This is a genomic window from Sphingomonas sp. Mn802worker, assembly GCF_000382485.1.
Classification (GTDB): Bacteria; Pseudomonadota; Alphaproteobacteria; order Sphingomonadales; family Sphingomonadaceae; genus Sphingomonas.
On record NZ_AORY01000011.1, the window covers coordinates 48649 to 74623 of the forward strand.

A 25975-nucleotide genomic window follows, 5' to 3' on the forward strand; every position below is an offset into this window, starting at 1 on the left:
GGTCAGCGGAGAGTCAGGCTGCCGGGAGACTGAGGCGCAGCATTTCCTGCGCAGGCGTCAGCACGATCTGACAGGCGAGGCGACTGGTACGGCGGCTTGCGGGTACGAGATCGAGCATGTCCTCTTCCTCCTCGCTGGCGGGGGGCAAACGCGCGAAATCCTCGGCCGCGACGATCACGTGGCAGGTCGCGCACGCCATGTCGCCGCCGCAGGTACCCTCCAGCGGCAACCCCGCACGCTGGCAGGCATCGAGCAATCGCTCGCCCGGTTCGCCCATGAATTCGGAGACGGCGTCCCCGTCGACGACATACAGCTTCACGCCGCGACCCTCTGCGCACGCGCGGCGGCGGCGATCCGCGCGACCCCGTCGCGCACCTCCGCCTCGGTCGTGTACCGCCCGAAGCCGAGCCGGATCGAGCTTCGCGCCTCGCGCTCGCTTAGCCCGATTGCGCGCAGCACGTGGCTCGCGCGCCCCGATCCGCTCGCACACGCGCTGCCGGCGGAGAAAGCGAGATCGCGCAGGTCGCTCATCAATCGGTTCACATCCAGTCCGTCGTGCCGGACATTCAGATTACCGTGGTAGCGCGGATCAATCGCGCCGTTGACCGTCCAGTCTCGCAGTTGTTCGGTCGCGAGTTGCCAGAGCAGATCGATGTGCGCGGCGTCCTCGACCTTACGCTCGCGCATCAAACGCGCCGCCGCGCCGAACCCTGCGCACAGGGCCGGGCTGAGCGTACCCGAACGCCCGTCCTCCTGGTCGCCGCCGTGCAGCAGCGGCGTGAGCGCTACGCGGTCACGCCGCCACAGCGCGCCGATGCCCTTGGGTCCGTGCACCTTGTGTGCCGACACCGCGACCAGATCGACCGTGTCAGGGATCGGAACGCGGCCGTACGCCTGGACCGCGTCGCACAGCACCACCGCGCCCACCGCATGCGCCATCTCCGCCAGCGCCGCGACCGGCTGCACCACACCGATCTCGTTGTTGACCAGCATCGCGGCGACCAGACCGGTGCCGGGCACGATCGCCGCGCGCGCCACCTCCAGGTCGATCAGTCCATCGGGTCGGACCGGCAGCACCGTCACCGATCTCCCACGCGCCGCCTCGGCTGCAACCGTGTCGAGTACCGCGGCATGTTCGGTCGCGGGCGTGACGATGCCGCCGCTCGTCCCCTTGATCGCCCAGTTGAGTGCCTCGGTCGCGCCGCTGGTAAATGACACGTGTCCGCCCGGCGGCAGCAGCAGCGCGATCTCGTCGCGGACGACCTCGACCGCCGCCCTAGCGGCACGGCCCGCGCGGTGCGACGAATGCGGATTGGCGAACCCGTCGCGAAGCCATGGCAGCATCGCGTCCAATGCCTCGGGCGCGAGCGGCACGGTCGCCTGATAGTCGAGGTAGATCACGCAGCGAACGTCCGCGTCTCGCGCGCGATACCGCGCCACGCGGCGATGAACCGCTCGACCTCGGCCTCGCTCGTCATGCGCCCGAAGCTGACGCGGATCACCTCGCCCGTACGTTCCTCGCTCCATCCCATCGCGCGCAGCACATGGCTGGGTTTCAGGCTTCCGCTCGCGCACGCGCTGCCGGCCGACACCGCAATGCCGCCCAGATCGAAGCGGATCAGCTGCGCGTTCGCTGCGACGCCGGGCATGCGGTAGCTGCCGATTGCGGGGTGACGCTCGGCACCCTCACCCACGACCTCGCCGCCCGAGCGGCGGATCGCGTCGTCGAGACGCGCGCGCATCACTGCCCAGCGCTCGATCGGCTCGGCTTCGGCGAGCGCCGCCGCATAGCCGAGCACGCCGGGAAGGTTCTCCGTTCCCGCGCGATAGCCGCGCTCCTGTCCGCCCGACGGTGCGAGCGTCGCCAGATCGCGCACCAGCAGCGCGCCGACACCCGCCGGTCCTCCGCGCTTGTGCGCCGAGAGCGCGACCATGTCGGCGTGCGCGGCGACATCCGCGCCCTCACCTGCCGGCATCTGCGCTGCGTCCACCAGCAGCAGCGCGCCGGCCGCGTGCACTGCCTCGGCGATCACGGCGATCGGCTGGCGCACGCCCGTCTCGCTGTTGCACCATTGCACGCACACCAGCCCGCCGGTGACTGCAGTCAGCGCCTCGCGCGTCACCACGCCATTCGCATCGACCGCCATCACCTGCGGGGTCGCGCCCGAGCGCCACACCGCGTCGTGCTCGACCGCGCTCGCCCAGCGCCCAGGCGCGTGCGTGCGTTGAAGCGCGATGCCGAGCGACTCGCTAGCGCCGCTGGTGAACAGCACTTCGCCCGCCCAGCCGTAAGCCCGCGCCACCTGCGCGCGTGCTTCCTCAAACGCCTTGCGCGCGGCGCGTCCCTCGGCATGCGGCGACGATGGATTGGCCCAGACCGCCATGCCCGCGAGCACTGCCTCGCGCGCGCTCACGGTCATCGCCGTCGTCGCGGCATGGTCGAGATAGAGGCGATCCAACACAAAACGTTCCATTCCTGACGGCCGCGCCTATATAGCGCGCCATTCAGGACGCTTGCGCGTCCTAGGCTCCTATAACGAGTGACCATGCCCGAAGTCATCTTTCCCGGTCCCGAAGGTCGCATTGAAGGCCGCTTCGCCCCCGCGCCGCGCCCGCGCGCGCCGGTGGCGATGATCCTGCACCCGCATCCGACCGCGGGCGGCACGATGAACAACCGCATCGTGCAGGAACTCTACAAGACGTTCCAGCGCCGCGGCTTCGCCACCCTTCGGTTCAACTTCCGCGGCGTGGGCAAGAGCCAAGGCGTGTTCGACAACGGCGTCGGCGAGCTGTCGGATGCGGCCGCCGCGCTCGACTGGATCCAGAGCTTCCACCCCGAGGCGCAGACGACCTGGATCGCCGGGTTCAGCTTCGGCGCGTGGATCGGCATGCAGCTGCTGATGCGCCGTCCCGAGATTCGCGGCTTCATCTCGGTCGCGCCGCCTGCCAACCTTTACGACTTCACCTTCCTCGCGCCGTGTCCGTCTTCGGGCATCATCATCCAGGGCGCGGAGGACGAAGTGGCGACTCCGCCCGCGACGCAGAAGCTGGTCGACAAGCTGCGCACGCAGAAGCACATCACGATCCACCACGACACGATTCCACGCGCAAACCACTTCTTCGAGCATGAGATGCCAGATTTGATGAAGAGCGTGGATAATTACTTGGATATGCGGCTGGACCCTAATTCACCCATTCGGTGAATGAGGGGCCAGCCCGGCCGGCGGCGCGCCAGCGGCGACCGACGACGCGGGCTTCGCCCGTGTCGCTTCCTTACAGCGTCCAGATCAGCACGTTCCCCAGGAGCACCAGCGCCATCGCGAGCATCAGCACGCCCTTGCGCCGATCGCGTCCGGTCCTGATCAGCTGAACACCGCCGATCACGCAAGCGAACACGCCCAGCATGGCGATGGCCGGCGCGGCACTTGCGATCGAGCCATACACGCCCCCGGTCACGCGATCGCCCGCGCGTAAGCGTCGACATCGACGTTCCCGCCAGACAGGATCACCAGCAACCCCGGCTCCAGCGTGACCTTGCCCGACAACAGCGCAGCGAGCGCGACCGCCCCGCCCGGCTCGACCACCAGCCGCAACCGCTCCGCCGCCCAGCGCTGCGCGGCGCGCACCTCCGCCTCGCTGACCGCCACGCCCGTCGCGTCTCGCCGGCTCAACACGTCAAAGGTTAATGGCGAGACTTGCCTGGTCTGCAACGCGTCGCACGCGGTCGGCGGCGGATTTGGGCCGACGGGCTTGATCCAGCTCGCCTCCAGGCTACGGCGCATGTCGTCCCAGCCCTCGGGCTCGACCACGGTGATCGCGACATCCTTGAGCGCCAGCGCGATACCTGCCGCCAACCCGCCGCCGCCGCACGGGATCACCGCGCGGGCGCACGGCGGCAGCCCCGCCGCCGCCATCTGCTCCGCCGCCTCGATCCCGGCGCTGCCCTGCCCCTCAATGATCCACGGATCGTCGAAGCTCGGCACCAATGTGGCGCCGCGCGCCTCTGCCAGCCGTGCGGCGATCACTTCGCGGCTCTCGCTCATACGATCATAGTCGACCACCTCGGCGCCGAGCGCGAGCGTCGCCTCGCGCTTCGCCCTGGGCGCGTCCGCCGGCATCACGATCGTCGCCGCCATGCCGAGCCGCTTCGCCGCCCAGGCGACACCTTGCGCATGGTTGCCGCTGGAGAAGGCGACGACGCCGCGCGCGCGCGCTTCCTCGTCCATCGCGGTCAGCCGGTGCCACGCGCCGCGTATCTTGAAAGCGCCGATCGGCTGGAGTGATTCGGCCTTCATCGCCACCGCCACGCCGTCGATCGTCACCACGTACAGCGGCGTCGGCGGCAGGATCGCCGCGACCTTTGCAGCAGCGTCGCGAACCCCTGCGCGTGTCGGTTGTCGTAAAATCGTCACAGCTCGTGGAATGGCACGAAACAAGGGTCCGTGAAACGCTTTACAGGGGGGTATCGCACTCCTATGTGACCCCTCCGCTGCCCCAAGGGACTTCCACCGCAAGGCAGTGATCTGTCGAACAACAAGTCCGCGGCGCCGCCGTGGCACGGAGGTCCCTTGAATTGCACAACCATCATCGCGCGCTGGGGCTAGCGTCCCAATCGACTGCCGCTCGTGGCGGCATCGACATCGCCAAGGGTGGACCGGTTCAGCCGGTCACGCTCGTTCGTCCCCACGCCGCGGCGCGGGCCGCCCGCTTCTTTTCGGAGAAGTTTCCCGGCCGCTCGATGTATGCGGTGAAGGCGAACCCGAGCCCCGAGCTCCTGCAGATCCTGTGGGACAACGGCATCACGCACTACGACGTCGCCAGCCTCGCAGAGGTGCGGCTCGTCGCGCGCACGCTGCCGCAAGCGACGCTTTGCTTCATGCATCCGGTCAAGGCCGAGGAAGCCGTACGCGAGGCATATGCCACGCACGGTGTCCGCACGTTCAGCCTCGATTCGATCGAGGAGCTGGACAAGATCATGCGCGCGACCGGAAACGCGACCGACCTGACGCTGTGCGTCCGGTTGCGTGTGTCGTCTGAACACTCGAAGCTGAGTCTCGCGTCCAAGTTCGGCGTCGCGCCGCACGAGGCGAAGGAGCTGCTGTTCGCCGCACGCCAGGCGGCTGACGCGCTCGGCATCTGCTTCCACGTCGGTAGCCAGGCGATGACGCCCGAGGCCTATTCCGACGCGATGGAGCGCGTCCGTGCCGCGATCGTCGAGGCAGCGGTGACGGTCGACGTGATCGACGTCGGAGGCGGTTTCCCGTCGAGCTATCCCGGCATGGAGCCGGCCCCGCTCGAACGGTATTTCGAGACGATCCACCGCGCGTTCGAGAGCCTGCCGATCTCCTACTCGGCCGAGCTTTGGGCCGAGCCGGGTCGGGCTTTGTGCGCCGAGTACAGCAGCGTCGTCGTGCGCGTCGAGCGTCGCCGCGGCGACGAGCTGTACATCAACGACGGCGCATACGGCGCGCTGTTCGACGCCGCGCACATCGGCTGGCGCTTCCCGGTCACGCTGCTGCGCGAGCCGGAATCGACCGTTCGCGATCATCCGTTCTCATTCTACGGTCCGACCTGCGACGACCTCGACCATATGGCAGGCCCGTTCCTGTTGCCGGCGGACGTGCAGGTGGGCGATTACATCGAGATCGGCATGCTCGGCGCTTACGGCTCGGCAATGCGCACGGCGTTCAACGGCTTCGGCTCGGACGAGACCGTCATCGTCACCGACGAGCCGATGGTCTCGCTTTATGAGACGATCGAGCAGGACAACGTCGAAGTCACCTCGAACGTCGTCAAGCTGTAACCCACAGCCTGCAACGAACCGGTGGCGGCGCGCATTGACGTGCCGCCATCAACGGGTTTGCGCGTCCCCATTCGAACGACGTCGCGCCGATCATGCGGGGAGCAACCCATGACTGACACCCTCAACAAGACCGCCGGTGCCAACGCGCCGATCAACGACAATCGCAAGGCTGAACTGCTGTCGAAGCAGGTCAAGCATATCGACATCAAGAGCTTCGACGCGCGTCCGATTGTCGATGCGATGTCGGACATGAGCTTCACCAGTCGCGACCTCGGTCGCGCGACAAAGATCTACAACGACATGCTCGCAGATAAGGACTGCACGGTGGTGCTGGTCATCGCCGGCTCGACCTCAGCGGGCGGCTGCATGGACCTGTACGCCGAACTGGTCCGCAACAAGATGGTCGACGTGATCGTCGCCACCGGCGCTACCATCGTCGATATGGACTTCTTCGAGGGGCTGGGTCACAAGCACTACCAAGCGCTCGAGGTGCCCGACGACGACACGCTCCGCAGCCTCTACATCGACCGCATCTACGACACGTACATCGATGAGCAGCAGCTACAGGACTGCGACTTCACGATCAACAAGATCGCGGAAAGCTTGGAGCCAAAGCCGTACAGCAGCCGCGCGTTCATTCGCGAGATGGGCAAGTACCTCGTCGAGCATGGCAAGAAGGACAACAGCCTCGTCAAGTTGGCCTATGAGCATGACGTGCCGATCTTCTGCCCGGCGTTCGTCGACTCGTCGGCCGGCTTCGGCCTCGTCAAGCATCAGGTCGACGCGGCAAAGGAAGGTCGTCCGTACATGGTGCTCGACGCGATCGCCGACTTCCGCGAGCTTACGCAGATCAAGATCGAGGCGGGCACCACCGGGCTCCTGATGATCGGCGGCGGCGTGCCGAAGAACTTCATCCAAGACACCGTAGTTTGCGCCGAGATCCTGGGCCACGAGGATGTCGAGGTGCACAAATACGCGGTGCAGATCACCGTCGCCGACGTGCGTGACGGTGCCTGCTCGTCCTCGACGCTGCAAGAGGCGGCGAGCTGGGGCAAGGTCAACACCGGCATCGAGCAGATGGTATTCGCCGAGGCCGGCTCGGTGATGCCGCTGCTGGCTAGCGACGCGTATCATCGTGGTCACTGGAAGGATCGAGCGAAGCGGGGTTGGGCGAAGCTGTTCGCCTGAGCCGCACGCGAATAGCAGCGCTATTCGCGAGACGGCCAAGGCTCGGCTGGCGCGGGTGCCCGCACTCGCGTCCGACGTCACGGGGTTCATCCCCGTGACGCAGCCCTTTCCTCCACGCCCCTTCCGCGAAACGACCGCCTGCACTAACGTCGCAACATGGACGTGCCCCCCTCTCCACGCGATCCTTCAGCCGGTCGTTGCGCTGATCGCGTGGACGCTGGTGATGCTCGGCTGGATGCTCGCCACCCGGCTGCCTGCGATGACCCGCGCTGGGGTCAAGCTGTCGGCGCTAGTCGGCAGCAAGGCGGCGGACGCCGACCGCTCGCTGCCGGCCGAAGCGCAGTGGAAGGCGCACAATTACAATCACCTGCTCGAACAGCCGGTGCTGTTCTACGCGGTGTGCGGGGTGATCGCGCTGACCGGTACGGGCTACGGGGTCAACGTCGCGCTCGCCTGGATCTACGTCGCCTTGCGCGTCGCGCACAGCATCTGGCAGGCGACGGTCAACCGCGTGTCGGTGCGCTTCTATCTCTTCATCGCGTCGTCGCTGGTGCTGTCCGCGCTGACGCTCCACGCAGGTCTGGCGGTATTCTGACATGGCAAAGGGCGAAACGTTCGAACGGCACCGGCAACCCTGGACCGCGGACGAGATCCAGAAGCTCCACACGCTCGCCAAAAAGGGCATGGCGCTGAAGGCGATCGCCAAGGCGCTGAAACGATCCGAGGAGTCGACCAAGGACCGCGCCAAGGCCGACGGCCTCTCGATCGCCAAGCTGCGCTGAGGTGAATTTTACGTTCGCGCGCTGGACGACGCGCGCGCACTTACGCCATCATCCCCGATCAAAGGGGGAGCGACGATGATCCTGCTATCCATGCTGCTGGCCGCGACGCCGACGTCGGCGCGGCGCGGCTGGCGCGCGCGGTCGACTTGTACGAGACGGCGTGCCTCAAGACCTTTCCCGACGACGCCGCGATCGACGCGTTGATGGCGGAGCGTAGCGCCGAGCCGCTCAGCGCAGAGGATGTGAAGGTCACGCTCCGCGACGATCCAGGACGCGTGGCAGCTCGGCAGCGGCGCGGAACGCTTGTTCGTGTACCTCGAGCTACCGCCTTACCACGCTTGTTCTGTGCGATTTATGATGCCCGACGCGCAATATGACTTGGCCGGCTACCGCGAGGTCGAACGTCGGTACATGAAATCCGTAGGCACGTTCACCGATTCTGAGCCGCTCGAACTCGATCAGGGTCCGTTGCACATCCGACTCATCGGGAAGGAACGGCGAGAACTCGACACGACCGAAACGCTGATGATCGACGACCAGCACATTACCGATATCGCTCGGCGAAAAGCGGGCGAGACGGCCGTGTCATTGCGTTTTGTAAGGCAGATCAAAGCGGACGAACCAGCCACATGACCGCGAGTTAACTGGCGCGGTGACGTCCGCCCGCGCATGATCGGCCGCATGGAGATCGAAGTCAGCGCCGAGGCGAAGGACAAGCGCCTGAACCGCGGGGTCGCTGTGACGGTCGTCGTGCTGTCGGTCGCGATGGGGCTGGGCAACATTAAGGACGGCAACATCGTGCAGGCGATGGACCGTGCCGAGGCGCACAGCGTCGACCGCTGGAACGAATATCAGGCGACGCGGGTCAAGGCGCGTGTGATCGAGACGAGCATGGCCGAGGTCGCGGCGACCCATGCCGCTCCACCGCCCTCATTTGCCGCCGACCTCGCGCGCTACAAGGCTGAGACACCTGTGCTGAAGACGCAGGCACAGGGCTTTGAAACACAGTACGACGCGCTTAACGTGCATGACGATCAGTTCGATGCCAGCGAGGCGGCGCTGTCCACCGCGATCTCGGTTGCGGCGGTGGCGGCTTTGGTCGAGGCGCCATGGGTGCTTGCGGCGGCATGGTGCTTCGGCGCGTTCGGGTTGTTCCTGTCGCTGTGCGGGTTCGCCGGCTGGGGCTTCCACCCCGATGTGCTGAGCACGCTGCTGGGTTAGGCGAGGCGGTCAGGCGAATAGGCGCGTGAGGCTGCGTTCCAGCATCACGAACTGCCACAAGGTCCGCCCATGCTCCTCGCGCCCGGTCCGGTGCGCCTCCGCCACGCGCGCGATCTCGTTCATGTCGAACCAGCCGCTGTCGCCGAGCACGCGCGAGCGCGCCAGCCCGGCGGCCTCACCCGACAGGCCCCCGCGGAACCACGCGCTGACCGGCGTCACGAACCCCATCTTGGGCCGGTAGAGGATGTCGCGCGGCAGATAGCGTTCGAGCGACCGCTTCATCAGCCACTTGCCCTCGCCGCCGCGCAGCCGCATCGTCTGCGGCAGGGTCGCGGCGAACTCGACCAGCCGGTGATCGAGCAGCGGCTCGCGTGCCTCCAGCCCCACCGCCATGCTGGTACGATCGCTCTTGGTCAGGATGTCGCCGGGCAGCCAGATCTTCATGTCGGCATATTGCGCACGGTCGATCGCATCGCGCGCGGGCGCGTCATGCATCGCGGCGACGTAGCGATCCTCCGCCCGGTGCCCGCCGAGCGCACGGCGCGCGGCATCGCTGAACAGCGCGCGGCGCAGTGCCGGCATCGTCACCCCGACCGAGCGCGCATAGGCCTCCGCCCCGTCGTCGGCGAGTGCCAGCAGCGTCGTCTTTGCGCGTAGCGGGCGCGGCGCCCAGTCAGCCTTGGGATAGACACGCCCCAGCGTCCCGAACACTTGTCGACGCAGGTCGGGCCGCAGTAGCCCGCGCACGCGCTCCTCCGCCGCCTGGAAGCGATAGCGACGATAGCCCGCCATCGCCTCATCCGCGCCGTCGCCCGACAACGCGACCGTGACGTGCTCGCGCGCCAAGCGTGCGACCTGGTAGGTGGCGAGCGCGGAGGCGTCCGCGAACGGTTCGTCGAATGCCGCCACCAACGTGTCGATCAATCCGAAATCGTCCGGTCGCACGACGCGAACGTGATGATCGGTCGCGAACCGCTCGGCCACCGCGGCGGCATGCGCGCGCTCGTCATGCCCCGCCTCGTCGAAGCCGATCGTGCAGGTCTTGACCGCGGCGCGGCTCGCCTCCGCCATCAACGCGACCACTGCCGAGCTGTCGACGCCGCCCGACAGGAATGCGCCGAGCGGCACGTCGGCGACCATCCGCGAGCGCACGCCGTCGCGCATCCGCTCGAGCAACTCCTCGCCCAGCGCCGCCGCCGAGCCACGCGCGCGATTGGCGAAGGACACGTCCCACCATTGCCGCTGCTTGGGCGTGCCCTTGCCGCGCTCGATCAGCATGTAATGGCCGGCGGCGAGCTTGCTCACGCCCGCGACCAGACAGGCATCGTCGGGCACGTAGCCGTAGGCGAGGTAATCCTCCACCGCGCGCACGTCGGGTTTGCGCCTTAGCAGCGGGTGCGCGAGCAGCGCCTTCAGCTCGGACCCGAACGCGACCGCGCCATCGGACAGCTCGGCATAGTGAAGCGGCTTCACGCCCATCCGATCGCGCGCCAGGAACAGCGCCTGCGTCTTCGCGTCGTGGATCGCAAAGGCGAACATGCCGTTCAATCGCTGCAACATAGCAGGGCCCCAGGCGGCATAGCCGTGGAGCAGGACCTCGGTATCACCATCGGTCGTGAAGACGTGGCCGCGCCGCTGCAATTCGTCGCGCAGCTCGCGGTAGTTATAGATTTCGCCGTTGAAGACGATCGTCAGCCGCGCATCGGCGGTCGCCATCGGCTGCGGCGAGCCTTCGAGGTCGATGATCGACAGCCGCCGGTGCGCGAAGCCGACGCCGGGCGCGGTCCACACCCCTGCGCCATCGGGGCCACGATGCGCGATCGCGTCCGCTATCGCGCGCAACCGTGCCGGGTCGACCGGCTTGGGCGTGGCGGGATAGAACAACCCCGCGATGCCGCACATCAGCGCGGCGTCTCGGCAACCCGCAGCATCGCCGCACCCGGATCCCCCAGGCTGGCGAGGAAGCGTCCGATCACGGCGCGCGGATCGTGCCCCGGCGCCGCCACCGCCGACAGGTGCAGCGCAATCGCCGGCTGGGGCGCGCCAAACAGACGCATCTTCACCGTTGCGAGCTTCACCGTCCTGTCGTCCCCGGTCACCGTGTCACCGATGCGGTACCATGTCGCGACGACGCGCTCCACCTCCCCGCCGCCTGTACCGGGCGGTGCATCGGCAACGATCCGCATCACGCTGCCGCCATCCAGGCCAGGCAGGTCGGCGACGCGGACCCAGTGGTCGTCCTCGCGCAAGACGCCGGTGTCGTAGGAGACGAGCTCGCGGCCCTCCTCCTGATTGGCATAGACCGCGACGCTCATGTCGACCGCATTGCCGTCGGCATCAGCGTAACGCCCGAGCAGGAAGTGGTCGGCGCCGGGATGATAGGGCGACCACGCCGTGCGCGGATCGAGATCGACGCGGTGCCAGCCCGCGACCGGCGGCAGGCCGATATGCGCGGGAAGCGGAGCGGCGCGTGCCATGATCGCCGCCGCGGTAGCCGGGAACACGCCTGCCCCCGCGATAACCAGCGCGCCTGCGACCACCACCTCCAGCGTCAGCCGCACGGGTGCCTGCGACAATGCCGGGTCGAACGCGGGATCGTCGGGCGAGCGGTCGAACCAGCGCCACGCAATCGCGATCACGCCCGCCATCACGATCGCGAAGAACACCCAGCCATAGACGATATGATCGAATCCCGTCGCCGCCTCGACGCTGGTCAGATGCGCGGCGTAGATCGTCCCGAACGCGCGCACGCCGTTGGCGAGCACCGGCACGACGACGCAGACGAACATGAACACGGCGCGCCTGCCCCAGGAGGTGAAGCACTGGTTCGCAACCAGCACGCCGAATGCGACCATGGAGATGACGAACTTCGCGCCCGAACAGGCCTCGGCCACCTCGAAATAATAGCGCCCGGCATGGATCAGCACGCCGTCGACGACCGCAGGGACACCGAAGAGGTGGAGCAGCGGCATGGTGATCGCGACGGTCACGTCCTGCAGCGGTGGTTCCAGCTCCTGCCCGAACGGCACCATGAAGAAGGCGTAGCCGAGCGGAAACATCAGCCCGCGGGCGACATTCGGCCCAAGTGTCGCGACGACAGCGCCTTCCAGCATCAGCACGAGGCCGAGTTGCCGCGCCAGTGCCACGCCGCCGACCTCGCCAAGCAGCCATCCCGCGCCTCCTGCCGCAACGACCAGCAGGCCCGGCGCCCATGCGACCGGCTGCAACCGCGCAAGCTCGGCGCGTCTGGACCACACCAGCCAGGCGACGACGGGGCCGATGAACAGGCAGTGGCCGAACGTCGTGCTGGTCCACCACAGGTGCACGATATCACGGACGTCGCCCTCGAACATCAGCAGCAGCGCCGCCGCTGCGAGCGTCAGGACGACGAGATGCCGAGTCCACGTCGAGGCCGAAAAGGCGCGCCGGGAGAGCGCGATCGTCACGCCGCGACCTTTGCAGGCGTCTCGAGCTCAATCAGGGTGTCGAGCGGGGCGAGGCACGCGTCCCAGGCATAACGCGCCTGAACCCGCGCCCGTGCCCTCAGCCCCAAAGAGTTCGCGCTTGCCGGCTCGTCGAGCAACGTGTTGACCGCTTGGGCCATCGATGCTTTCGCCGCGACGCAGATCGAGCCGGCGTGGTCGATCCCCTCGGCTGCGGCCGGCGAGGCGACCACCGCGCGCGCCATCGCCATCGCCTCCAGCACCTTGTTCTGTATCCCTCGCGCCAGCCCGAGCGGGGCGACAACGAGTTCCGCGGCGGCGAGCCAGCCGCGCACGTCGGGCACTTCGCCGGTCACGATCACCGCCTCGCCTGCAAGCGCGCGCACCTCGCGCACCGGCGCACGGCCGACGATCGCGAAGCGCACGTTGGAATGTCGCGCGCGTATCAGGGGCAGCACGTCGCGCGCGAAGCCGACCACTGCGTCGACGTTGGGTTTATAGTCCATCTGGCCGGTGAAGACGATCAATCGGCCCTGCCCGACCACCGGCACGAACGCCGCCGCGGGATCGAAGAAGGCGGTATCGATCCCATTCTCCAGCGCGCGTGCCCCGGGCACCAGCGCCGCCTCCTCGGCGCTGACGAACAGGCTCGCCCCCACGCGGGCGGTCACCGCACGCTCGTAGGCGCCGAGCAGGCGCGCCTCACGACGATACATCCAGCGTGCCACCCCGCTCGCATCCTCCGCAAAGGCGGCGAACTTGGCCGAATCGGCGTCGACGAAGTCCATCACCGCCGGCACGCCTTGGGGCAGATATTGCGCCATCTGCCCCGAAAAAGCATAAACGCGATCGATTGCATGTTCGCGTACAATCCGCGCGACCGCGGCACGCACGCGCGCGTCATCGAACGCCGCCAACGACAACGGCCGCCCGCCCGCCAGCGCCTCAACGCCGGCACGCCACCGCGGCTTGGTCCGCTCCACCACCACGCACTCACCCAGCAAGGCACGAAACTCGGCCGGCGGATCCAGGTCACGAGAATCGTCGGCGAACGCGACCAGATGCACCCGCGCGCGCGCTGCCAGATGGCGCAGTATATGGAAGCTCCTGATCTTGTCGCCGCGATCGGGCGGAAACGGCACACGGTGCGCGAGGAACAGGATGTCCATCGTCAGCCCAGCCCGCGGCTGATCCACGGCCCCACCATGTTGGCGAGCGGCAGCGGCAGCTTCGACCAAGTCCGTACCATCAACGCGTATTTGGGATTGAGCGGATTGACCTCGCGCCGCTCGCCCTCGCTCCACGATGCGTAGGCGAGCGGTTCGCCGGTAAAACCCCAGTTCTTCTTGAACGCAGCGGCACCGGTGCCGACCTTCGAGCGCCCGAAGTCGAACCGCGTGCATCCGCGTGCACGCGCGTGGGCCATCAGCGCGAAATACATCCGGTCGTTGGCGCGAAGGCTACGTGCTGCCTGGGTGCCCCCGCCCCAATATGGGTAGACGGTGCCGCGCCAATAGAGGCTCAGCACGCTCGCCACCGCGACACCGGCATGCCGCACCGTCAGCACGTCGGCGTCCATGCGCGTCATCACCTCACGGAACAGCGCGCGCGGGAACACCGGCGTTCCCAAATTACGTACTGACTCGGCGTAAACACGATAATGGTCGCGCAACGCCGCCGCATCGCGTCCGACCTCGACCGTCAGGTCGTTCGCCAGCGCCTTGCGCACCTCGGCGCGCTGTTTGCGTGGGATCGCGAGCAGTTCGGCCTCATCGTCCGCGGCGAGCGGGCGTGCGAAGCCGAGATAACTGCCCGCATCGACCGCCCAGCCCGCCGGATGCGCACCGCCGCGAAGCTCGATCGACGGACAGCCCAGCCGAGCCGCCAAATCGCGTGCCGCCGACGCCAACGGCTCGATCGCAGCTGCTTCACCCAACATGCCGCCATCGACCGCAAACCCGCTCGACACCAGCGCGCGCCCGAACAGCGGCGATCGCATTTCAGTGAGCGGCAACGCGCCTGCAATGCTGCCATCGGCATGTTCGGCGACCAACAAATGCGCGCGCTGCCCGCACGCAGCCGCGATCGCCTCGCCCCATTGGGACAAGTGAAACGGCGTCGCATCGGGGTGTGCGCATACGAAGGCGTCCAGCGCGGCGCGGTCCCCTGCGCCGGCCCCACGCACCCCGATTGGTCGATTGAGCAACGGCATCGTCACGCCAGCAGCCGCTCCACCACGGCATCGACGCGGCCCCATTCGTGGCGTTCGAGCAAGCCGCGCAGCTTGCCCGCCATCGCGCCCAGGCGGCTGTAATGGCGCAGTTTCGACCGGAGCGGCGCCGCGGTCACGCGTGGCTGGCCGGGATCCACTTCCCACGGATGAAAGTAGAACATGCCGGGCTGCGCGGCCGCATTGACCTGTCGCAGCGCGAAGTCGGTCACGCCCGCGGGCAGCAGGCGGAAGAACCCGCCGCCGGTCGCGAAACGTCGTCCCGCCGCCTCGCCCACGGTCACGGGAACTTCGACCAGCGCGTCGTCGCTCAGCGGCCGCCACGCGTAGCGCGGACTGTCGCGCCAGCCGTAATGGTCGTGCACGACCGGCGCGACGCTGGACGAGTAACGATAGCCTTCCTCCGCCAGCACTGCGTGCGCCCAGGGCGTGCGCTGATCGATCGAGAAGCTCGGCGCGCGATAGCCGGTGATCGCGGACCCCGTCGCATCTTCGAGCGACACGCGCGCACGGTGGAGGTCAGCTCTAAACGCGTCGGCATCCATCGTGAACACGCGCTGGTGATCCCAGCCGTGGCTCGCAACCTCATGCCCCTCGCCCACGATTCGGCGCATCAGCGCGCCTTGCCGCGCCGCGACCCAGCCGAGTGTGAAGAACGTGGCCTTGGTGTTCGTCTCGGCAAACAGGTCGAGCACGCGCGCGGTATTGTCGGCGACCCGGCTTTCGAGCGTCGACCAATCGGCTTTGTCGATCGTGCGCTCGAACGCGCCGACCTGGAACCATTCCTCCACATCGACCGACATGCCGTTGAGAACGCGGCCGTTTGCCATTGCTCAGGCGGCTCCGCGCACCGGCATGTCGCGCAACTCGTCGCGCTCGACCCAGTCGATCAACAGCGTCAGCACGCGCCTGAGCGCCGCATCTTGTTCCGCGATCCGCTCCTCCAGCATGGTGAGGCGCTCGTCGTCGATCGCCGCGGGCGCAACCCGCGCCGCCTCGACCTCGTCATGGTTGGTGTTGGCCGCCGCCGGACGCTCAGGCGCGGATGCAGGTTGTGCCGCCACCGCCGGCATCTCGCGCCGTTGATCGTTCACGACCGCGCGCACGACCTTGGCATCGATCATCTCGATCTCGGCCACCGCAGCATGGAGCAACACGCGGCTCATCAACTGGTTGAGCCGGCGCGGCACACCTTCACTGGCGCGGTACAGCACCGGGAACGCATCCTCGGTGAAGTTCGGGCGACCGGTCCAGCCGGCGATCTGCAAGCGGTGGCCGACGTAATCGGCGACCTCGTCGGGTTCCATCGGATCGAGGTGATGCACCGCGATCACGCGCTGGCGCAACTGCTCCAGCCGCGCCGATCCGTTCAACCGCTCGCGAAACTCGGGCTGGCCGAGCAGGAAAATCTGCAGCACCGCATGCCCGCCTGCCTGGAAATTCGACAGCATTCGCAACTCTTCGAGCGCGGAGGTCGGCAGCGCCTGGCTCTCGTCGACGATCAGTAATGTGCGCCGCCCGGTGCGCGCAACGGCGTGAAGCCCGCGCTCGATCAGCAGCAGCAATTCGGCCTTGTTCTTGCCCGCGTGATCGATGCCCAGTCCGGTTGCGACGATGCGCAGCAGATCATCGGCCTCGATCGCGGTCGACACGATCTTGATCACCTTCAGGTTCGCGGGATCGATCTGGTCCATCAGATGCCCGACCAACGTCGTCTTGCCCGCGCCGATGTCGCCGGTGATGACGATGAAGCCCTCACCCTGCGCCAGGCCGTAGCCCAAATACGCCATAGCCTTCTTGTGCGTGGCGGTGTCGAACCAGAAACGCGGGTCGGGCGTCAACTGGAACGGGCGGTCGTGAAATCCGAAGAACGTCTCGTACATGGCCGTTTCCGTTCAGAAATTATATCGTGCGCCGAGCAGCGCCTGCGCCGACACCTGCTTGTCGAAATCACCCTGGTCGAACGCGTACAGCCCCGCCGACAGCGACGTGCCGAGCCGACCGAAGTTGCGGCTGTAGGTGCCGTTCATGCCCGTCCCGTACACGTCCTGCGCGCCGGGCAGGTCGCTCGAAAACCAGTTGGCGTAGAGATTGGCGTCGAACTGCGACACGCGGCTCAAGGCACGCGAGTAGAACACCTGCGCATAGGCGCTCTGGTCCTCAAGCCCCAGCACCTGCGTGCCGACCGCGACGCGCGGCGCATAGAGCCGGCGGTTGGCATAGCCCGCACCGATGCCGTAGCCGGTGCGACCCTGCTGCACGCTCCACGCGCCGTCGATTCCGCGTGCGCGGTAGCTGGCGGTCGAGATCGACTGGAACACGTCGTTCAGGCAGCCGCCCGCACCGCTCTCGCGGCTGCCGCCCTGGCGCCCGAACACGCAGCCGCCGAACAGCTGCCCGAACGGGTCGTTCTGCGTCTGGAAACTGGTCGGCAGCCCCGCAATCCCGTCGCGCAGCTGCCGCCCGAACGTCTCGATCGCGTCATAGACGACGACCTGCAGCCCAGATGCCTCCGACATCCGCCACGACAGTGCGCCGGTATAGGTCTCACCGCCGTAGCGATAGCCCGCGGTCGCCTGCAACTCGACGCGCGGCGACGGACGCCAGATCACGCCCGCGTCGTAGATCAACCCGTCGGTGTCGTAGGCGATTCGCTCGGGCGAGTTCGGGTCGGTGACGAAACGGCCGTTGCCGTCCACCACCGCATTGCCGGCGGTGTCGACCAGGGGGTCGCGCTGCGTCGCCTTGATCCGCTCGTAACCCGCGCCCGCGCGCAGCGCGACGGTGCGGCTGACCGGCACCACCACGTCGCCGCGCCCATAATAGCCCTCGTATTTTTGATCGAGCTGGTTCGCGTCCTCGCGCTCATACGCGCCGCTCAGCGTCACGCCGAACGGCGCGATCCGGTTCGCGGGCACGCCGATGCTCGCCTGCACGACATGGTTGGTCGAGGAGTCGAAATTGTCGAGCCGCGGCGATCCCGGCGCGAGCGCGATGTCGGTGTCACCTTCGACCTTGGTATAGCCGAAACGGTAGCTGCCGCTCACGTCGAACGGTCCTGCCCGCGTCGCGACGCTGGGGCCGGCGAACAGCGAATAGACCTGGCTCAGATTGTCGGTGGTGCCGATCAGGTTGACCGGCGCCGCGCCGCGAATGTCGCTGCGCTGCCGCGTGGCGATCGCACCGCCATCGAGCAACAGCCACGGTGCGACCTGCATCGTGACGCGCGCGAGGCCGCTGTGGATGCTCTGGTCCTCGGTGTTGCTTTCCCATGAGAAACGCCGCTCGTAGCGATAGCTGATCTGGCCATCGGTGCGCGCGGTGCTGATCCCTGCGTCCACCCCTGCGGCGAGCGAGGTGTAGGTGACGACGTCGTCGCCGTTCGACAGATCGGCCGCAACCGCCTGCGTCGCCTCGATATAGGGCGACACGTAATGCGACCGCGACTGCGCCGCGACCGGCACGGCGACAAGCGTCGCCGCCGATGCCAGCAACGCACCCGCCAAGGTGCTGGATGACCGGGCCACGATTACTTCTCCTGACCGTAATAGCTGCCGAAGCGACCGCGCCCCGGCTCGAACGAGACCGAATTGATGACGAGGTGGATCTGCTCGCACCCGTCGAGCAGCTGCACTGCCTCGCGCACGTCGGCCTCGGTGGTGCGATCGGCGCGCACCACCAGCATGACCTGCCCGACCAAGAGTGCGAGCGTGGAGGCGGGCGATGCGGCGAGTGCCGGTGGCGTGTCGAAGATGATGATCCGCCGCGGGTTCGCCGCCAGCAACCGGTCGATCACCGCCTCGGTCCGGTGCGACGCGAGCAATTCGGTATCGGCGTGCGTGCGCTGTCCGGCGGGCAGCAGCGACAATTGCGGCACGTCGGTGCGCACCACACATGTCTCTGGATCGAGCCGCGGGTCACCCAGGATGTCGAGCAGCCCCAGGCTGTCTTCCAGCCCCAGCCGCTGCATGATGTCGGGCTTGGCGAAGTCGCCATCGACCAGCAGGATCTCGACATCACGCTCGGCCGCCAGGCTGATCGCGAGGTTGATCGCGCAGAATGTCTTGCCCTCGCCCGGCTTGCCCGATCCGACAATGATCGTGCGCGCACGCTGTCCGATCGGTCCGGCGGCGATGTCGCGGGCGGTCAGCAGCAGCTGGCGCTTGACCAGCCGGAACTCCTCCGCGAGCGCGCCGACGGGCGCGCCGGGGACGAGCATGCCCGCCTCCGCCAGCATCGTGCGGTCGATCTGCGCCACGTCGCTCTCGGGTGCTTCCCATTCGTCCAGCCCGTCGTCGTCGCTGTCCGACAGGAACTCCGCCGGGATTGCCGCGAGCGTTGGCGACACCGGCTGCGCGTGAGCCGTGACGGGGGGAACAGCGGCCGGCTCCTCGTCCACGAACGGCGCGGGTTCCTCAAACGCCGGGATGTCGCGTGCGCGCAGATGGGCGCCGAAGTCATAGACCTTGGCCGCGCGCTCGATCAGCGATTCCTCGGGGTTGCGTTTCGGGTGCTGGGTCATGCGGCAAGTCCCCGCTGGAGCATCTCGACGCCGAGCAGCGCCACGTAAGCGAGCCCCAGCGCGGCAAATCCACCTGCCAGCCACGTCAGGCGGCGGCGGCGCAACTCGGTCTGCTGGCGGGTCACCATCTCACCGATCGAGCCGATCACGGCCATGCCGGTGACCTTCTCAAGCTTCTGCGCGGTCGGGAACGTGCCCTGCAACTGGCCGAGCGCGAAGGCCGCTCCGATGCCCGCGGCCAGCCCGACGATCAGCACGCCGGTCAACAGCAGCGGGCGGTTGGGTGCGGTCGGCGTGCGCGGCACCGTCGGCGGATCGATCACGCTGAACTTGACCGCGTCGGTCTGCGTCTGCGCCTGGCTGCGCAAGGAAACCTGTTCACGCTGCGCGAGCAACTGGTCATACTGGCTTTTCAGCACATCGTAATTGCGATCGATGTCGCCCTGTTCGGCTGCAACCGCGGGATCGCCTGCCAGCTTCGCGTTCAACTGGTCGAGATCGCTCTGCAACTGCTGCTTGCGCGCCTGCAGCGCGGCAACGGTCGAGCCCTTGTCGGTCATCATCGCCTGCAACGAGGAATAGGCCGGGTTGGCGACGCCGCCGTCGCTGCCGCCGGTCAGCGGCTCGCCGCGCGCAGCGGCCTGCGCCTGCGCCAGCTGCCGCTTTAACGCGATCACGTCGGGGTGGCTGTCGGTGTAGCCACGGCCGTAAGCGTCGGAAAGCTGGCCCTGGATCGCCGCCAGCCGCGCGCGCGCCGGGCCGACGCCGGGTGCGATCCCTGCGCCCGCGATCGTCTTCGGCGTCGCCGCCATCTGCCCCGACAGCGCCGCCATGCTCGACTGCGCCGCCGCCAGATCGCCGTCGACCTGGCTCATCTGCGTGCGAGCCGCACCGATACGGTCGCTGATCGATCCGGTGCCGGGCAGCGCACCGAGATAATTGTTCTGGAACGACGCGCGCTTTGCCTCGGCGTCTTGCAACTTGGTGCCGAGCGTCTGCAACTGCCCGTCAAGAAAGGCGAGCGTCTGCGTGTTCTGCGACCGATCCGACGACAGGTTGGTCTCGACAAAGATATCGATCAGCTTCTGCGTGATCGCGGCGGCCAGCTTGGGGCTTGCGGCAGTGGTGGTGATCTCGAACAGATTGTCCTGCTGCGCGACGATCTTGATCGCGTTCTGCAACCCGGCGACGCGGTCGGCAACATCGCGGTCGCTCGACACCGTTTTCGCAAGGTCGGTGCCGCGCACGACCTTTTCGAGACTGACCGCGCTGGTCAGCGTCTGGCGCACCGTGTCGATGTCGTGCGCGTCGTCGTTCGCCGCCTGCATCGAATCGGCGCCCGTCGGCAGGACCGATCGCATCTGCACGAACACGCGCGCCTTGGAATCGTAGCGGCTGGGGATCTGACTGACGACCAGCCACCCGGCGATGCACACGCCCCACGCGACCGCCAGCGCGATCCAGCGCCGCGTCCAGATCGCGTGCAGCGCGATCCGCGCTTCGTTGATGAGACCGCCCACCCGCGTTTCCTTAGAACATGCTTTCGGGGATGATGATCACGTCGCCCGGCTCCAGCCGGACGTTCGCGCTGGCGTCGCCATCCTTCAGCAGCTTGTTGATGCGCAGGCCGTATTCGGTCTGCTTGCCGGTCGCGCGGTCATAGCGGATCAGCCGCGCCTTGTTGCCCGCGGCATATTCGCCTAGCCCGCCGACCGCAATCATCGCATCGAGCAGCGTCATGTTGGCGCGATACGGCAGGCTGGCGGGCTTCTGCGTCGCGCCGACGATGCGGACCTGCTGGCTGAACGTGCCGGAGAAGCTGTCCACGATCACCGAAACGATCGGGTCCTTGATATATTCGCCCAGCGCCAGCTTCATGTCGGCGGCGAGCATCGCGGGCGTCTTGCCGACTGCGGGCATGTCGCTGATCAGCGGCGTGGTGATGCGGCCGTCGGGGCGCACCTGCACCTTCGACGACAGTTCGGGATTGCGCCACACGAAGATGCTGAGCGAGTCGAGCGGGCCGATGACATACTCCTCGCCGGGCTGCTCCTTGCTGGCGACGAAGGTCGCGGGCGGCAGTTCTGGGCGCGCGGCCCCGCCGCCGGCGCAGGCGGTGAGCGTCGTCGACGCCATCAGCGCTGCGACCAGACCCTTGGAAACCTTCGCGAACCGCATTCAACCCTCCGTACACGCCGACCGACCGGCCCTGCGTGACTCGCGTCAGGCGGACTGGTGGCGTCGGTGCTCAGCTATGGGCGGTAGAGGTGAAGATAGCGTTTAGGACGCCCCTGCCAGCACCTCGGCAGGCGCCGGGTGTCCCAAAAAGGCACTGGGGCTTGCGGTCAGGCCGTAGGCGCCTGCGATAAAGATCGCGATCACGTCGCCCACATCGGCGCGCGGCAGCACGACGCGGTCGGCAAGCCGGTCGAGCGGGGTGCACAGGCATCCGACGACAGATACCGGATCGTCCGGCTCCTGCCCCATGCGGTGTGCAATCGCGACCGGATAGTTGCGCCGCACGACGGTGCCGAAATTGCCCGAGGCGGCGAGTTGGTGGTGCAATCCGCCGTCCACCACCAGGAACGTCTCGCCGCGGCTTTCCTTTCGATCGACCACACGCGTCAGGTAAACGCCCGCCTCTCCGACCAGCCAGCGGCCGAGTTCGATCGCAAAGGCCGTGTCGGCCAGCATCGCGCCGCGCGCTGCCAGCGTCTCATGCAGCGCCGCACCGATCCGCTCGAGATCGATCGGGCGATCGCCTGAGAAATGCGGTATACCGAACCCGCCGCCCAGATTGATCATCGGCGGCGCGTGCCCGCTCTCTTCCGCCAGCCGGGCAGCAAGCGCGAGCGTCGCCGCCTGCGTCTCGATCAACGCGTCGCTGTCGAGCGCCTGCGATCCCGCGAAGATGTGGAACCCGCGCCAGTCGGCCCCGCTCGCGACGATCTCGCGGACCAGCGCGGGCACACGCTCGGCATCGACCCCGAAGGGCGAGGCGCGACCGCCCATCTTCATCCCCGATCCGCGCAGTTCCAGATCGGGATTGACCCGCACCGCCAGCCGCGGCGCGACTCCCAGCCGCGCGCCGATTGCGATCGCACGCCGCGCTTCGCCTTTCGACTCGACGTTGAGCGTCACGCCCGCGCGCACCGCCGAATCCAGTTCGGCGTCGCGCTTGCCCGGGCCCGCGAAGCTGATCGCAGCAGCAGGCTTGAACACCCGCACCTCCGCAAGCTCACCCGCCGAGGCGACATCAAGCCCGTCGACCAGCGGCGCAATCGCCTGCACCAGCGGCGCATAGGGGTTCGCCTTGACCGCATAATGCAGCCGTACGCCCCTGGGCATCGCGGCGCGGAAACGCTCCACTTGCGCGCGCACGCCACCGAAATCGTACACGAACACCGGCGAGCCATGCTCCGCCACCCACGCGTCGGCGGTGCGTCCCGCGATCGTCAGCATGTCGTGCTGGTCCGCGAAGGCGGGGGGGATCGGTCCAATCGGCTTCACGCGCGTGCCCCGCGGATCTCGGCGGCGAGCGCGGCGCGGTCGAGCTTGCCGTTTGCGTTGCGCGGCAGCTCGGCGCGCCAGACGATTTCGGCCGGTTGCATGTAGGTCGGCAGGTCACGCTTCAGCCGGGCGAGCAGCGTCGACGCCAGATCGGCATTGCCTCGCGCCACCACGACGATCCGCTGCCCCAGCCGCGCGTCCGCCACGCCGATCGCGACGGCCTCACTCGCCTCGTGGCCCGCGGTCACCGCTTCCTCTACCTCCTGCGGGCTGACGCGGTTGCCGGAGGTTTTGATCATCTCATCATCGCGCCCGACGAAGCGCAACAGCCCGTCCGCGTCCGCGACCACCGTGTCGCCCGACCAGACGGCTACCCCGCCTTCCTGCGAGAAGTCGGGCGCTGGGCGGAAACGCTGCGCCGTCCGCGCCGGATCGCGCCAATAACCCTGCGCCACCAACGGCCCGGCATGGACCAGCTCGCCCGGCTCCCCCGCGGCTGCCTGGCTCCCATCCCCACGCACCACCATCACCTCCGCGAAAGGGATCGCGCGCCCGATCGAGTCGGGGCTCGCGTCGACCAGCGCGGGCGGCAGATAGGTCGAGCGGAACGCCTCAGTCAGGCCGTACATCGGATACAGGTCAGCCATCGGAAACCGCGCCCGCAAAGCACGCACCATCGCCGGCGTCAGCGCCCCTCCCGAATTAGTGAGCCGCCGCAGCCGCGCCGCCGTCTCTGCCGGCCATTCCGCCTCGATCAATTGCGTCCATAGCGGCGGCACGCCTGCGAGCGTCGTCGCGCCGACGCGCTCGATCGCCTTCACCACGTCGCGCGGCGTCAGGTAATCGAGCGCCGCGACCGCACCACCCGCGATCCAGGTCGAGAACAGCTGGTTCTGCCCGTAGTCGAACGACAGCGGCAGCACCGCCAGTACGCGGTCGTCGGGCGTGATCCCGAGGTAGTGCGCCACCGAGACGGCGCCGAGCCACAGATTCGCATGGCTGAGCATCACGCCCTTCGCTCGCCCGGTCGATCCCGAAGTGTAGAGGATCGCGGCCAATGCAGTCGGGTCGGCATCCGACGGCGGCAGCGGGTCGCCCGCGCCGGTTTCGACGTGCACGCGGGTATCCGCCGGCACGTCCCCTTCCTCCAGCGTCGCAGCGCGCGCGGGTTGGGTAAGGAGCAGCGACGCGCCGCTATCGGCCAGAATATGCGCCACCTGCGCGCGCTTGAGCGCCGGATTGACCGGCACATGGACCAGCCCGGCCCGCGCCGCGGCGAGCGGCATCAGGCACGCCTCGCGTGACTTGGGCAACCAGGTCGCGACCCGCGCGCCCGGTTCCGGCACCGCCGCACGCAGCCAACCCGCGATCCTCGCCATTTCCTCCTCGGCCTGCGCGAACGTCACCGCGCCGGCGCGGTCGATCAGCGCAGGCGCATCGGGCACACCACACAGGATGTGATCGATCGGTCGGGCGTGGCGGTCGAGCGGCACCATCTGCCCTCCATAGCGCGCCCGTTGCGCATTTCACCCCCTGCGCCTATCGCACCGCAGCAAAGAACGGGAGGATGCGCGTGATACCGGAAGGCACCGTAGAGATCGAGAAGACGCTGCGCGCGGTGCTCGCCGACGTGCTGAGCCTGTCGCCCGAGCGCGTCGCGACCTTCACGCCCGACACCGGCCTATTCGGCACGCTGCCTGAGCTCGACTCGATGGCGGTTGCAGGCGTCTTGACCGAGCTTGAGGACCGGCTCGGCATCGTGATCGAGGACGACGAGGTCGATGGCGAGATGCTCGAAACCCTCGGCACACTGACCACCTTCGCCGCGACCAAGGTCCTCAACTGAGCGGCTTGCGCTTCGTCGATTATGCATGGCGCGGCGGCCGCGAGGCGATGTTGCGCATGGGGCCGGACGACGGCCCCACGATCCTCGCTTTCCCCGCGTTGTTCGAGGAAGCGAACCGCACCCGCGCGACCCTGATCGGCGTGCTGCGCCGGCTTGCGGAAGCGGGCAGGTCGGTCGTGCTGCCCGACCTGCCGGGTCAGGGCGAGAGCCTGCTGCCGGTCAGCGCAGTCAACCTTTCGATGTGGCACGACGCTGCCGCCGCCGCTGCGGCGCATGTGTCGGGGTCGATCCACGTCGTCGCGGTGCGTGGCGGCGCGCTGGTCGACACTGCGGTCGCGGCGGCGAGCCGCTGGCACTGGGCGCCGCTGACCGGAGCGGAACAGGTGCGCGAACTCACCCGGCTCCGCAGCTTGAGCGACGGGGAAGGCTATGCCGGCAACGACCTGTCCGACGATCTGCTCGCGCAATTGCAGCAGGCCGAACCAATGCTGACCCCACCGTCGCGCGTCGTGCGGATGGCCAGCGACCCTCGCCCCGCCGATCTGCACCTCGACGGCTTGCCGCCGTGGCGAGCGAGCGAGCCGGTGACCGATCGCGACCTCGCCGCCCGGCTCGCCGACGATCTCGACCAGTGGCTCGCCGCGAGGATGGCGTGAAACGCCAGATGATGACCTTCACGTGCGAGGGCGCGACGCTGGTCGGCACGCTGGATCAGGCGGCGGGCACCACCGGGCTGCTGATCGTATCAGGCGGGAACGAGGTGCGACACGGCGCGCATCGCGGCATGGCGATGCTTGCGGCACGGCTGGCGGCGCAGGGCACGCCGGTGTTCCGCTACGATCGCCGCGGGGTCGGCGACTCGGATGGCGAGAACAGCGGCTTCGCGTACGCAGGCGATGACCTTCGTGCCGCCGCGGACTCGTTCCGCCGCGCTGCACCGCAGGTCACGCGGCTGTACGGCTTCGGCAATTGCGATGCCGCCTCGCTGCTCGCGCTCGAAGGACGCAACGCCGGTATCGCACGCGTGTTGCTCGCCAATCCATGGACGATCGAACAGGACGACGACCTGCCCCCCGCCGCCGCGATCCGTGCGGGTTATACGCAGCAGTTGCTCGATCTGGCCGAGTGGCGCCGACTGCTTCGCGGCGGGATCGATATGGGCAAGGCAATCAAAGGCTTGTGGAAGATCGCTCGTACCCGATCACAGCCGAACACGCTGGCAACGAAGGTGACGAGCGCAATTGCCGAATGGGGCGATGCCGTCACGGTGCTGCTCGCGCGCGATGACAACACCGCCCGTGCCTTCGCCGACGCGGCGCGCGCCCACACGTTCCATACACTCGCGCTCGATACCTCGTCGCACAGCTTCGCGCGTGCCGCCGACAAGAAGGCGCTCGCCGAGATCGTCACCCGCTGGCTAAGCGCCTGAG

Annotated in this window: 27 protein-coding genes; 10 read left to right on the forward strand and 17 right to left on the reverse strand. The window is 67.9% G+C overall.

The window, feature by feature from the left end; genetic code table 11:
• Nucleotides 1-13: 13 nt before the first annotated feature.
• The 3 genes from SMN802W_RS0108900 to SMN802W_RS0108910 are packed head-to-tail and all read right to left on the reverse strand — an operon-like array spanning nt 14 to nt 2474.
• The gene (locus SMN802W_RS0108900; RefSeq protein ID WP_019516557.1) at nt 14-319 is read right to left on the reverse strand and encodes a 2Fe-2S iron-sulfur cluster-binding protein; all 306 of its coding nucleotides are present in this window, start codon (nt 317-319) and stop codon (nt 14-16) included.
• Nucleotides 316-1401: a cysteine desulfurase family protein gene (locus SMN802W_RS0108905; RefSeq protein WP_026325930.1), complete on the reverse strand. Its 1086-nt coding sequence runs from the start codon at nt 1399-1401 to the stop codon at nt 316-318. Before SMN802W_RS0108905 ends, SMN802W_RS0108900 begins: the two co-directional genes overlap by 4 nt.
• Nucleotides 1398-2474 carry a cysteine desulfurase family protein gene (locus SMN802W_RS0108910; RefSeq protein WP_026325931.1) on the reverse strand — a complete coding sequence of 359 codons (1077 nt, stop codon included), beginning with the start codon at nt 2472-2474 and terminating at the stop codon, nt 1398-1400. The genes SMN802W_RS0108905 and SMN802W_RS0108910 overlap by 4 nt, the downstream gene beginning before the upstream one ends.
• A 72-nt stretch (nt 2475-2546) precedes the next feature.
• On the opposite strand from SMN802W_RS0108910, the gene SMN802W_RS0108915 reads away from it, so the two are divergent.
• Nucleotides 2547-3203 carry an alpha/beta hydrolase gene (locus SMN802W_RS0108915; RefSeq protein ID WP_026325932.1) on the forward strand — a complete coding sequence of 219 codons (657 nt, stop codon included), beginning with the start codon at nt 2547-2549 and terminating at the stop codon, nt 3201-3203.
• Nucleotides 3204-3273: 70 nt separating this feature from the next.
• On the opposite strand, the gene SMN802W_RS18250 is transcribed toward SMN802W_RS0108915, so the two are convergent.
• Complete coding sequence (locus SMN802W_RS18250; RefSeq protein WP_156818803.1) at nt 3274-3456, reverse strand: hypothetical protein; 183 nt, start codon at nt 3454-3456, stop codon at nt 3274-3276.
• Complete coding sequence (locus SMN802W_RS0108925) at nt 3453-4412, reverse strand: threonine ammonia-lyase (protein ID WP_019516562.1); 960 nt, start codon at nt 4410-4412, stop codon at nt 3453-3455. Before SMN802W_RS0108925 ends, SMN802W_RS18250 begins: the two co-directional genes overlap by 4 nt.
• 161 nt (nt 4413-4573) lie before the next feature.
• Here SMN802W_RS0108925 and SMN802W_RS0108930 point away from each other — a divergent pair, with 161 nt between their 5' ends.
• The 6 genes from SMN802W_RS0108930 (at nt 4574) to SMN802W_RS0108955 (ending at nt 8994) form a co-directional block, all read left to right on the forward strand.
• A complete protein-coding gene (locus SMN802W_RS0108930) occupies nt 4574-5803 on the forward strand; it encodes a type III PLP-dependent enzyme (RefSeq protein WP_019516563.1) in 1230 nt (409 codons plus the stop codon).
• A gap of 108 nt (nt 5804-5911) precedes the next feature.
• Nucleotides 5912-6991 (forward strand): 1,9-bis(guanidino)-5-aza-nonane synthase, encoded by a 1080-nt coding sequence (locus SMN802W_RS0108935; protein ID WP_019516564.1) that lies wholly within the window; start codon nt 5912-5914, stop codon nt 6989-6991.
• A gap of 181 nt (nt 6992-7172) precedes the next feature.
• Nucleotides 7173-7586 (forward strand): MAPEG family protein, encoded by a 414-nt coding sequence (locus tag SMN802W_RS0108940; protein WP_037523792.1) that lies wholly within the window; start codon nt 7173-7175, stop codon nt 7584-7586.
• Between the two features lies 1 nt (nt 7587).
• Nucleotides 7588-7773, forward strand: a complete 186-nt coding sequence (locus tag SMN802W_RS0108945; protein ID WP_017978200.1) for a hypothetical protein — start codon at nt 7588-7590, stop codon at nt 7771-7773.
• Between the two features lie 357 nt (nt 7774-8130).
• Nucleotides 8131-8406: a hypothetical protein gene (locus SMN802W_RS0108950; RefSeq protein WP_156818804.1), complete on the forward strand. Its 276-nt coding sequence runs from the start codon at nt 8131-8133 to the stop codon at nt 8404-8406.
• 48 nt (nt 8407-8454) lie between these two features.
• On the forward strand, nt 8455-8994 hold the full coding sequence (locus tag SMN802W_RS0108955; protein WP_019516567.1) for a DUF4337 family protein: 540 nt from the start codon (nt 8455-8457) through the stop codon (nt 8992-8994).
• A 9-nt stretch (nt 8995-9003) separates the two neighbouring features.
• Here the strand turns inward: SMN802W_RS0108955 and SMN802W_RS0108960 are convergent, their stop codons facing one another.
• From SMN802W_RS0108960 to SMN802W_RS0109015, 12 genes are all read right to left on the reverse strand, one after another.
• On the reverse strand, nt 9004-10896 hold the full coding sequence (locus SMN802W_RS0108960) for an XrtA/PEP-CTERM system amidotransferase (protein WP_019516568.1): 1893 nt from the start codon (nt 10894-10896) through the stop codon (nt 9004-9006).
• Nucleotides 10896-12440 (reverse strand): exosortase A, encoded by a 1545-nt coding sequence (gene xrtA, locus SMN802W_RS0108965; protein ID WP_019516569.1) that lies wholly within the window; start codon nt 12438-12440, stop codon nt 10896-10898. Before xrtA ends, SMN802W_RS0108960 begins: the two co-directional genes overlap by 1 nt.
• Nucleotides 12437-13606 carry a TIGR03087 family PEP-CTERM/XrtA system glycosyltransferase gene (locus SMN802W_RS0108970; protein WP_019516570.1) on the reverse strand — a complete coding sequence of 390 codons (1170 nt, stop codon included), beginning with the start codon at nt 13604-13606 and terminating at the stop codon, nt 12437-12439. Before SMN802W_RS0108970 ends, xrtA begins: the two co-directional genes overlap by 4 nt.
• Nucleotides 13607-13608: 2 nt before the next feature.
• Nucleotides 13609-14649 (reverse strand): FemAB family XrtA/PEP-CTERM system-associated protein, encoded by a 1041-nt coding sequence (locus tag SMN802W_RS0108975; protein WP_051083558.1) that lies wholly within the window; start codon nt 14647-14649, stop codon nt 13609-13611.
• A gap of 2 nt (nt 14650-14651) precedes the next feature.
• Nucleotides 14652-15497: an XrtA system polysaccharide deacetylase gene (locus SMN802W_RS0108980; RefSeq protein WP_019516572.1), complete on the reverse strand. Its 846-nt coding sequence runs from the start codon at nt 15495-15497 to the stop codon at nt 14652-14654.
• Between the two features lie 3 nt (nt 15498-15500).
• Nucleotides 15501-16550 (reverse strand): XrtA/PEP-CTERM system-associated ATPase, encoded by a 1050-nt coding sequence (locus SMN802W_RS0108985; protein ID WP_019516573.1) that lies wholly within the window; start codon nt 16548-16550, stop codon nt 15501-15503.
• 12 nt (nt 16551-16562) lie between these two features.
• Nucleotides 16563-18194, reverse strand: a complete 1632-nt coding sequence (locus SMN802W_RS0108990) for a hypothetical protein (protein ID WP_156818805.1) — start codon at nt 18192-18194, stop codon at nt 16563-16565.
• Between the two features lie 2 nt (nt 18195-18196).
• Entirely contained in the window at nt 18197-19189 is a 993-nt protein-coding gene (locus tag SMN802W_RS0108995; RefSeq protein ID WP_019516575.1) for an AAA family ATPase, read from the reverse strand.
• A complete protein-coding gene (locus SMN802W_RS0109000) occupies nt 19186-20709 on the reverse strand; it encodes an XrtA system polysaccharide chain length determinant (RefSeq protein ID WP_019516576.1) in 1524 nt (507 codons plus the stop codon). The genes SMN802W_RS0108995 and SMN802W_RS0109000 overlap by 4 nt, the downstream gene beginning before the upstream one ends.
• A gap of 10 nt (nt 20710-20719) precedes the next feature.
• Nucleotides 20720-21367: an XrtA/PEP-CTERM system exopolysaccharide export protein gene (locus tag SMN802W_RS0109005; protein WP_019516577.1), complete on the reverse strand. Its 648-nt coding sequence runs from the start codon at nt 21365-21367 to the stop codon at nt 20720-20722.
• A 102-nt stretch (nt 21368-21469) separates the two neighbouring features.
• Nucleotides 21470-22699: a pyridoxal-dependent decarboxylase, exosortase A system-associated gene (locus SMN802W_RS0109010; RefSeq protein ID WP_019516578.1), complete on the reverse strand. Its 1230-nt coding sequence runs from the start codon at nt 22697-22699 to the stop codon at nt 21470-21472.
• Nucleotides 22696-24195, reverse strand: coding sequence for an acyl-CoA ligase (AMP-forming), exosortase A system-associated (locus SMN802W_RS0109015; RefSeq protein WP_019516579.1), 1500 nt, complete (start codon nt 24193-24195; stop codon nt 22696-22698). Before SMN802W_RS0109015 ends, SMN802W_RS0109010 begins: the two co-directional genes overlap by 4 nt.
• 71 nt (nt 24196-24266) lie before the next feature.
• Here SMN802W_RS0109015 and SMN802W_RS0109020 point away from each other — a divergent pair, with 71 nt between their 5' ends.
• From SMN802W_RS0109020 to SMN802W_RS0109030, 3 genes are read left to right on the forward strand one after another with little or no spacing between them, the layout of a single operon-like run.
• Nucleotides 24267-24545 (forward strand): phosphopantetheine-binding protein, encoded by a 279-nt coding sequence (locus tag SMN802W_RS0109020; protein ID WP_019516580.1) that lies wholly within the window; start codon nt 24267-24269, stop codon nt 24543-24545.
• A 5-nt stretch (nt 24546-24550) separates the two neighbouring features.
• Nucleotides 24551-25201, forward strand: coding sequence for a hypothetical protein (locus tag SMN802W_RS0109025; protein WP_019516581.1), 651 nt, complete (start codon nt 24551-24553; stop codon nt 25199-25201).
• Entirely contained in the window at nt 25198-25974 is a 777-nt protein-coding gene (locus SMN802W_RS0109030; RefSeq protein WP_026325936.1) for a hydrolase 1, exosortase A system-associated, read from the forward strand. Before SMN802W_RS0109025 ends, SMN802W_RS0109030 begins: the two co-directional genes overlap by 4 nt.
• Nucleotide 25975 lies beyond the last annotated feature (1 nt).

Coding starts and splice junctions, on each gene's coding strand:
- SMN802W_RS0108910 (WP_026325931.1), bottom strand. CDS start 2,474: ATGGAACGTTTTGTGTTGGATCGCCTCTATCTCGACCATGCCGCGACG.
- SMN802W_RS0108915 (WP_026325932.1), top strand. CDS start 2,547: ATGCCCGAAGTCATCTTTCCCGGTCCCGAAGGTCGCATTGAAGGCCGC.
- SMN802W_RS0108935 (WP_019516564.1), top strand. CDS start 5,912: ATGACTGACACCCTCAACAAGACCGCCGGTGCCAACGCGCCGATCAAC.
- SMN802W_RS0108945 (WP_017978200.1), top strand. CDS start 7,588: ATGGCAAAGGGCGAAACGTTCGAACGGCACCGGCAACCCTGGACCGCG.
- SMN802W_RS0108950 (WP_156818804.1), top strand. CDS start 8,131: ATGCCCGACGCGCAATATGACTTGGCCGGCTACCGCGAGGTCGAACGT.
- SMN802W_RS0108955 (WP_019516567.1), top strand. CDS start 8,455: ATGGAGATCGAAGTCAGCGCCGAGGCGAAGGACAAGCGCCTGAACCGC.
- SMN802W_RS0108960 (WP_019516568.1), bottom strand. CDS start 10,896: ATGTGCGGCATCGCGGGGTTGTTCTATCCCGCCACGCCCAAGCCGGTC.
- SMN802W_RS0108970 (WP_019516570.1), bottom strand. CDS start 13,606: ATGGACATCCTGTTCCTCGCGCACCGTGTGCCGTTTCCGCCCGATCGC.
- SMN802W_RS0108975 (WP_051083558.1), bottom strand. CDS start 14,649: ATGCCGTTGCTCAATCGACCAATCGGGGTGCGTGGGGCCGGCGCAGGG.
- SMN802W_RS0108980 (WP_019516572.1), bottom strand. CDS start 15,497: ATGGCAAACGGCCGCGTTCTCAACGGCATGTCGGTCGATGTGGAGGAA.
- SMN802W_RS0108985 (WP_019516573.1), bottom strand. CDS start 16,550: ATGTACGAGACGTTCTTCGGATTTCACGACCGCCCGTTCCAGTTGACG.
- SMN802W_RS0108995 (WP_019516575.1), bottom strand. CDS start 19,189: ATGACCCAGCACCCGAAACGCAACCCCGAGGAATCGCTGATCGAGCGC.
- SMN802W_RS0109005 (WP_019516577.1), bottom strand. CDS start 21,367: ATGCGGTTCGCGAAGGTTTCCAAGGGTCTGGTCGCAGCGCTGATGGCG.
- SMN802W_RS0109015 (WP_019516579.1), bottom strand. CDS start 24,195: ATGGTGCCGCTCGACCGCCACGCCCGACCGATCGATCACATCCTGTGT.
- SMN802W_RS0109020 (WP_019516580.1), top strand. CDS start 24,267: ATGCGCGTGATACCGGAAGGCACCGTAGAGATCGAGAAGACGCTGCGC.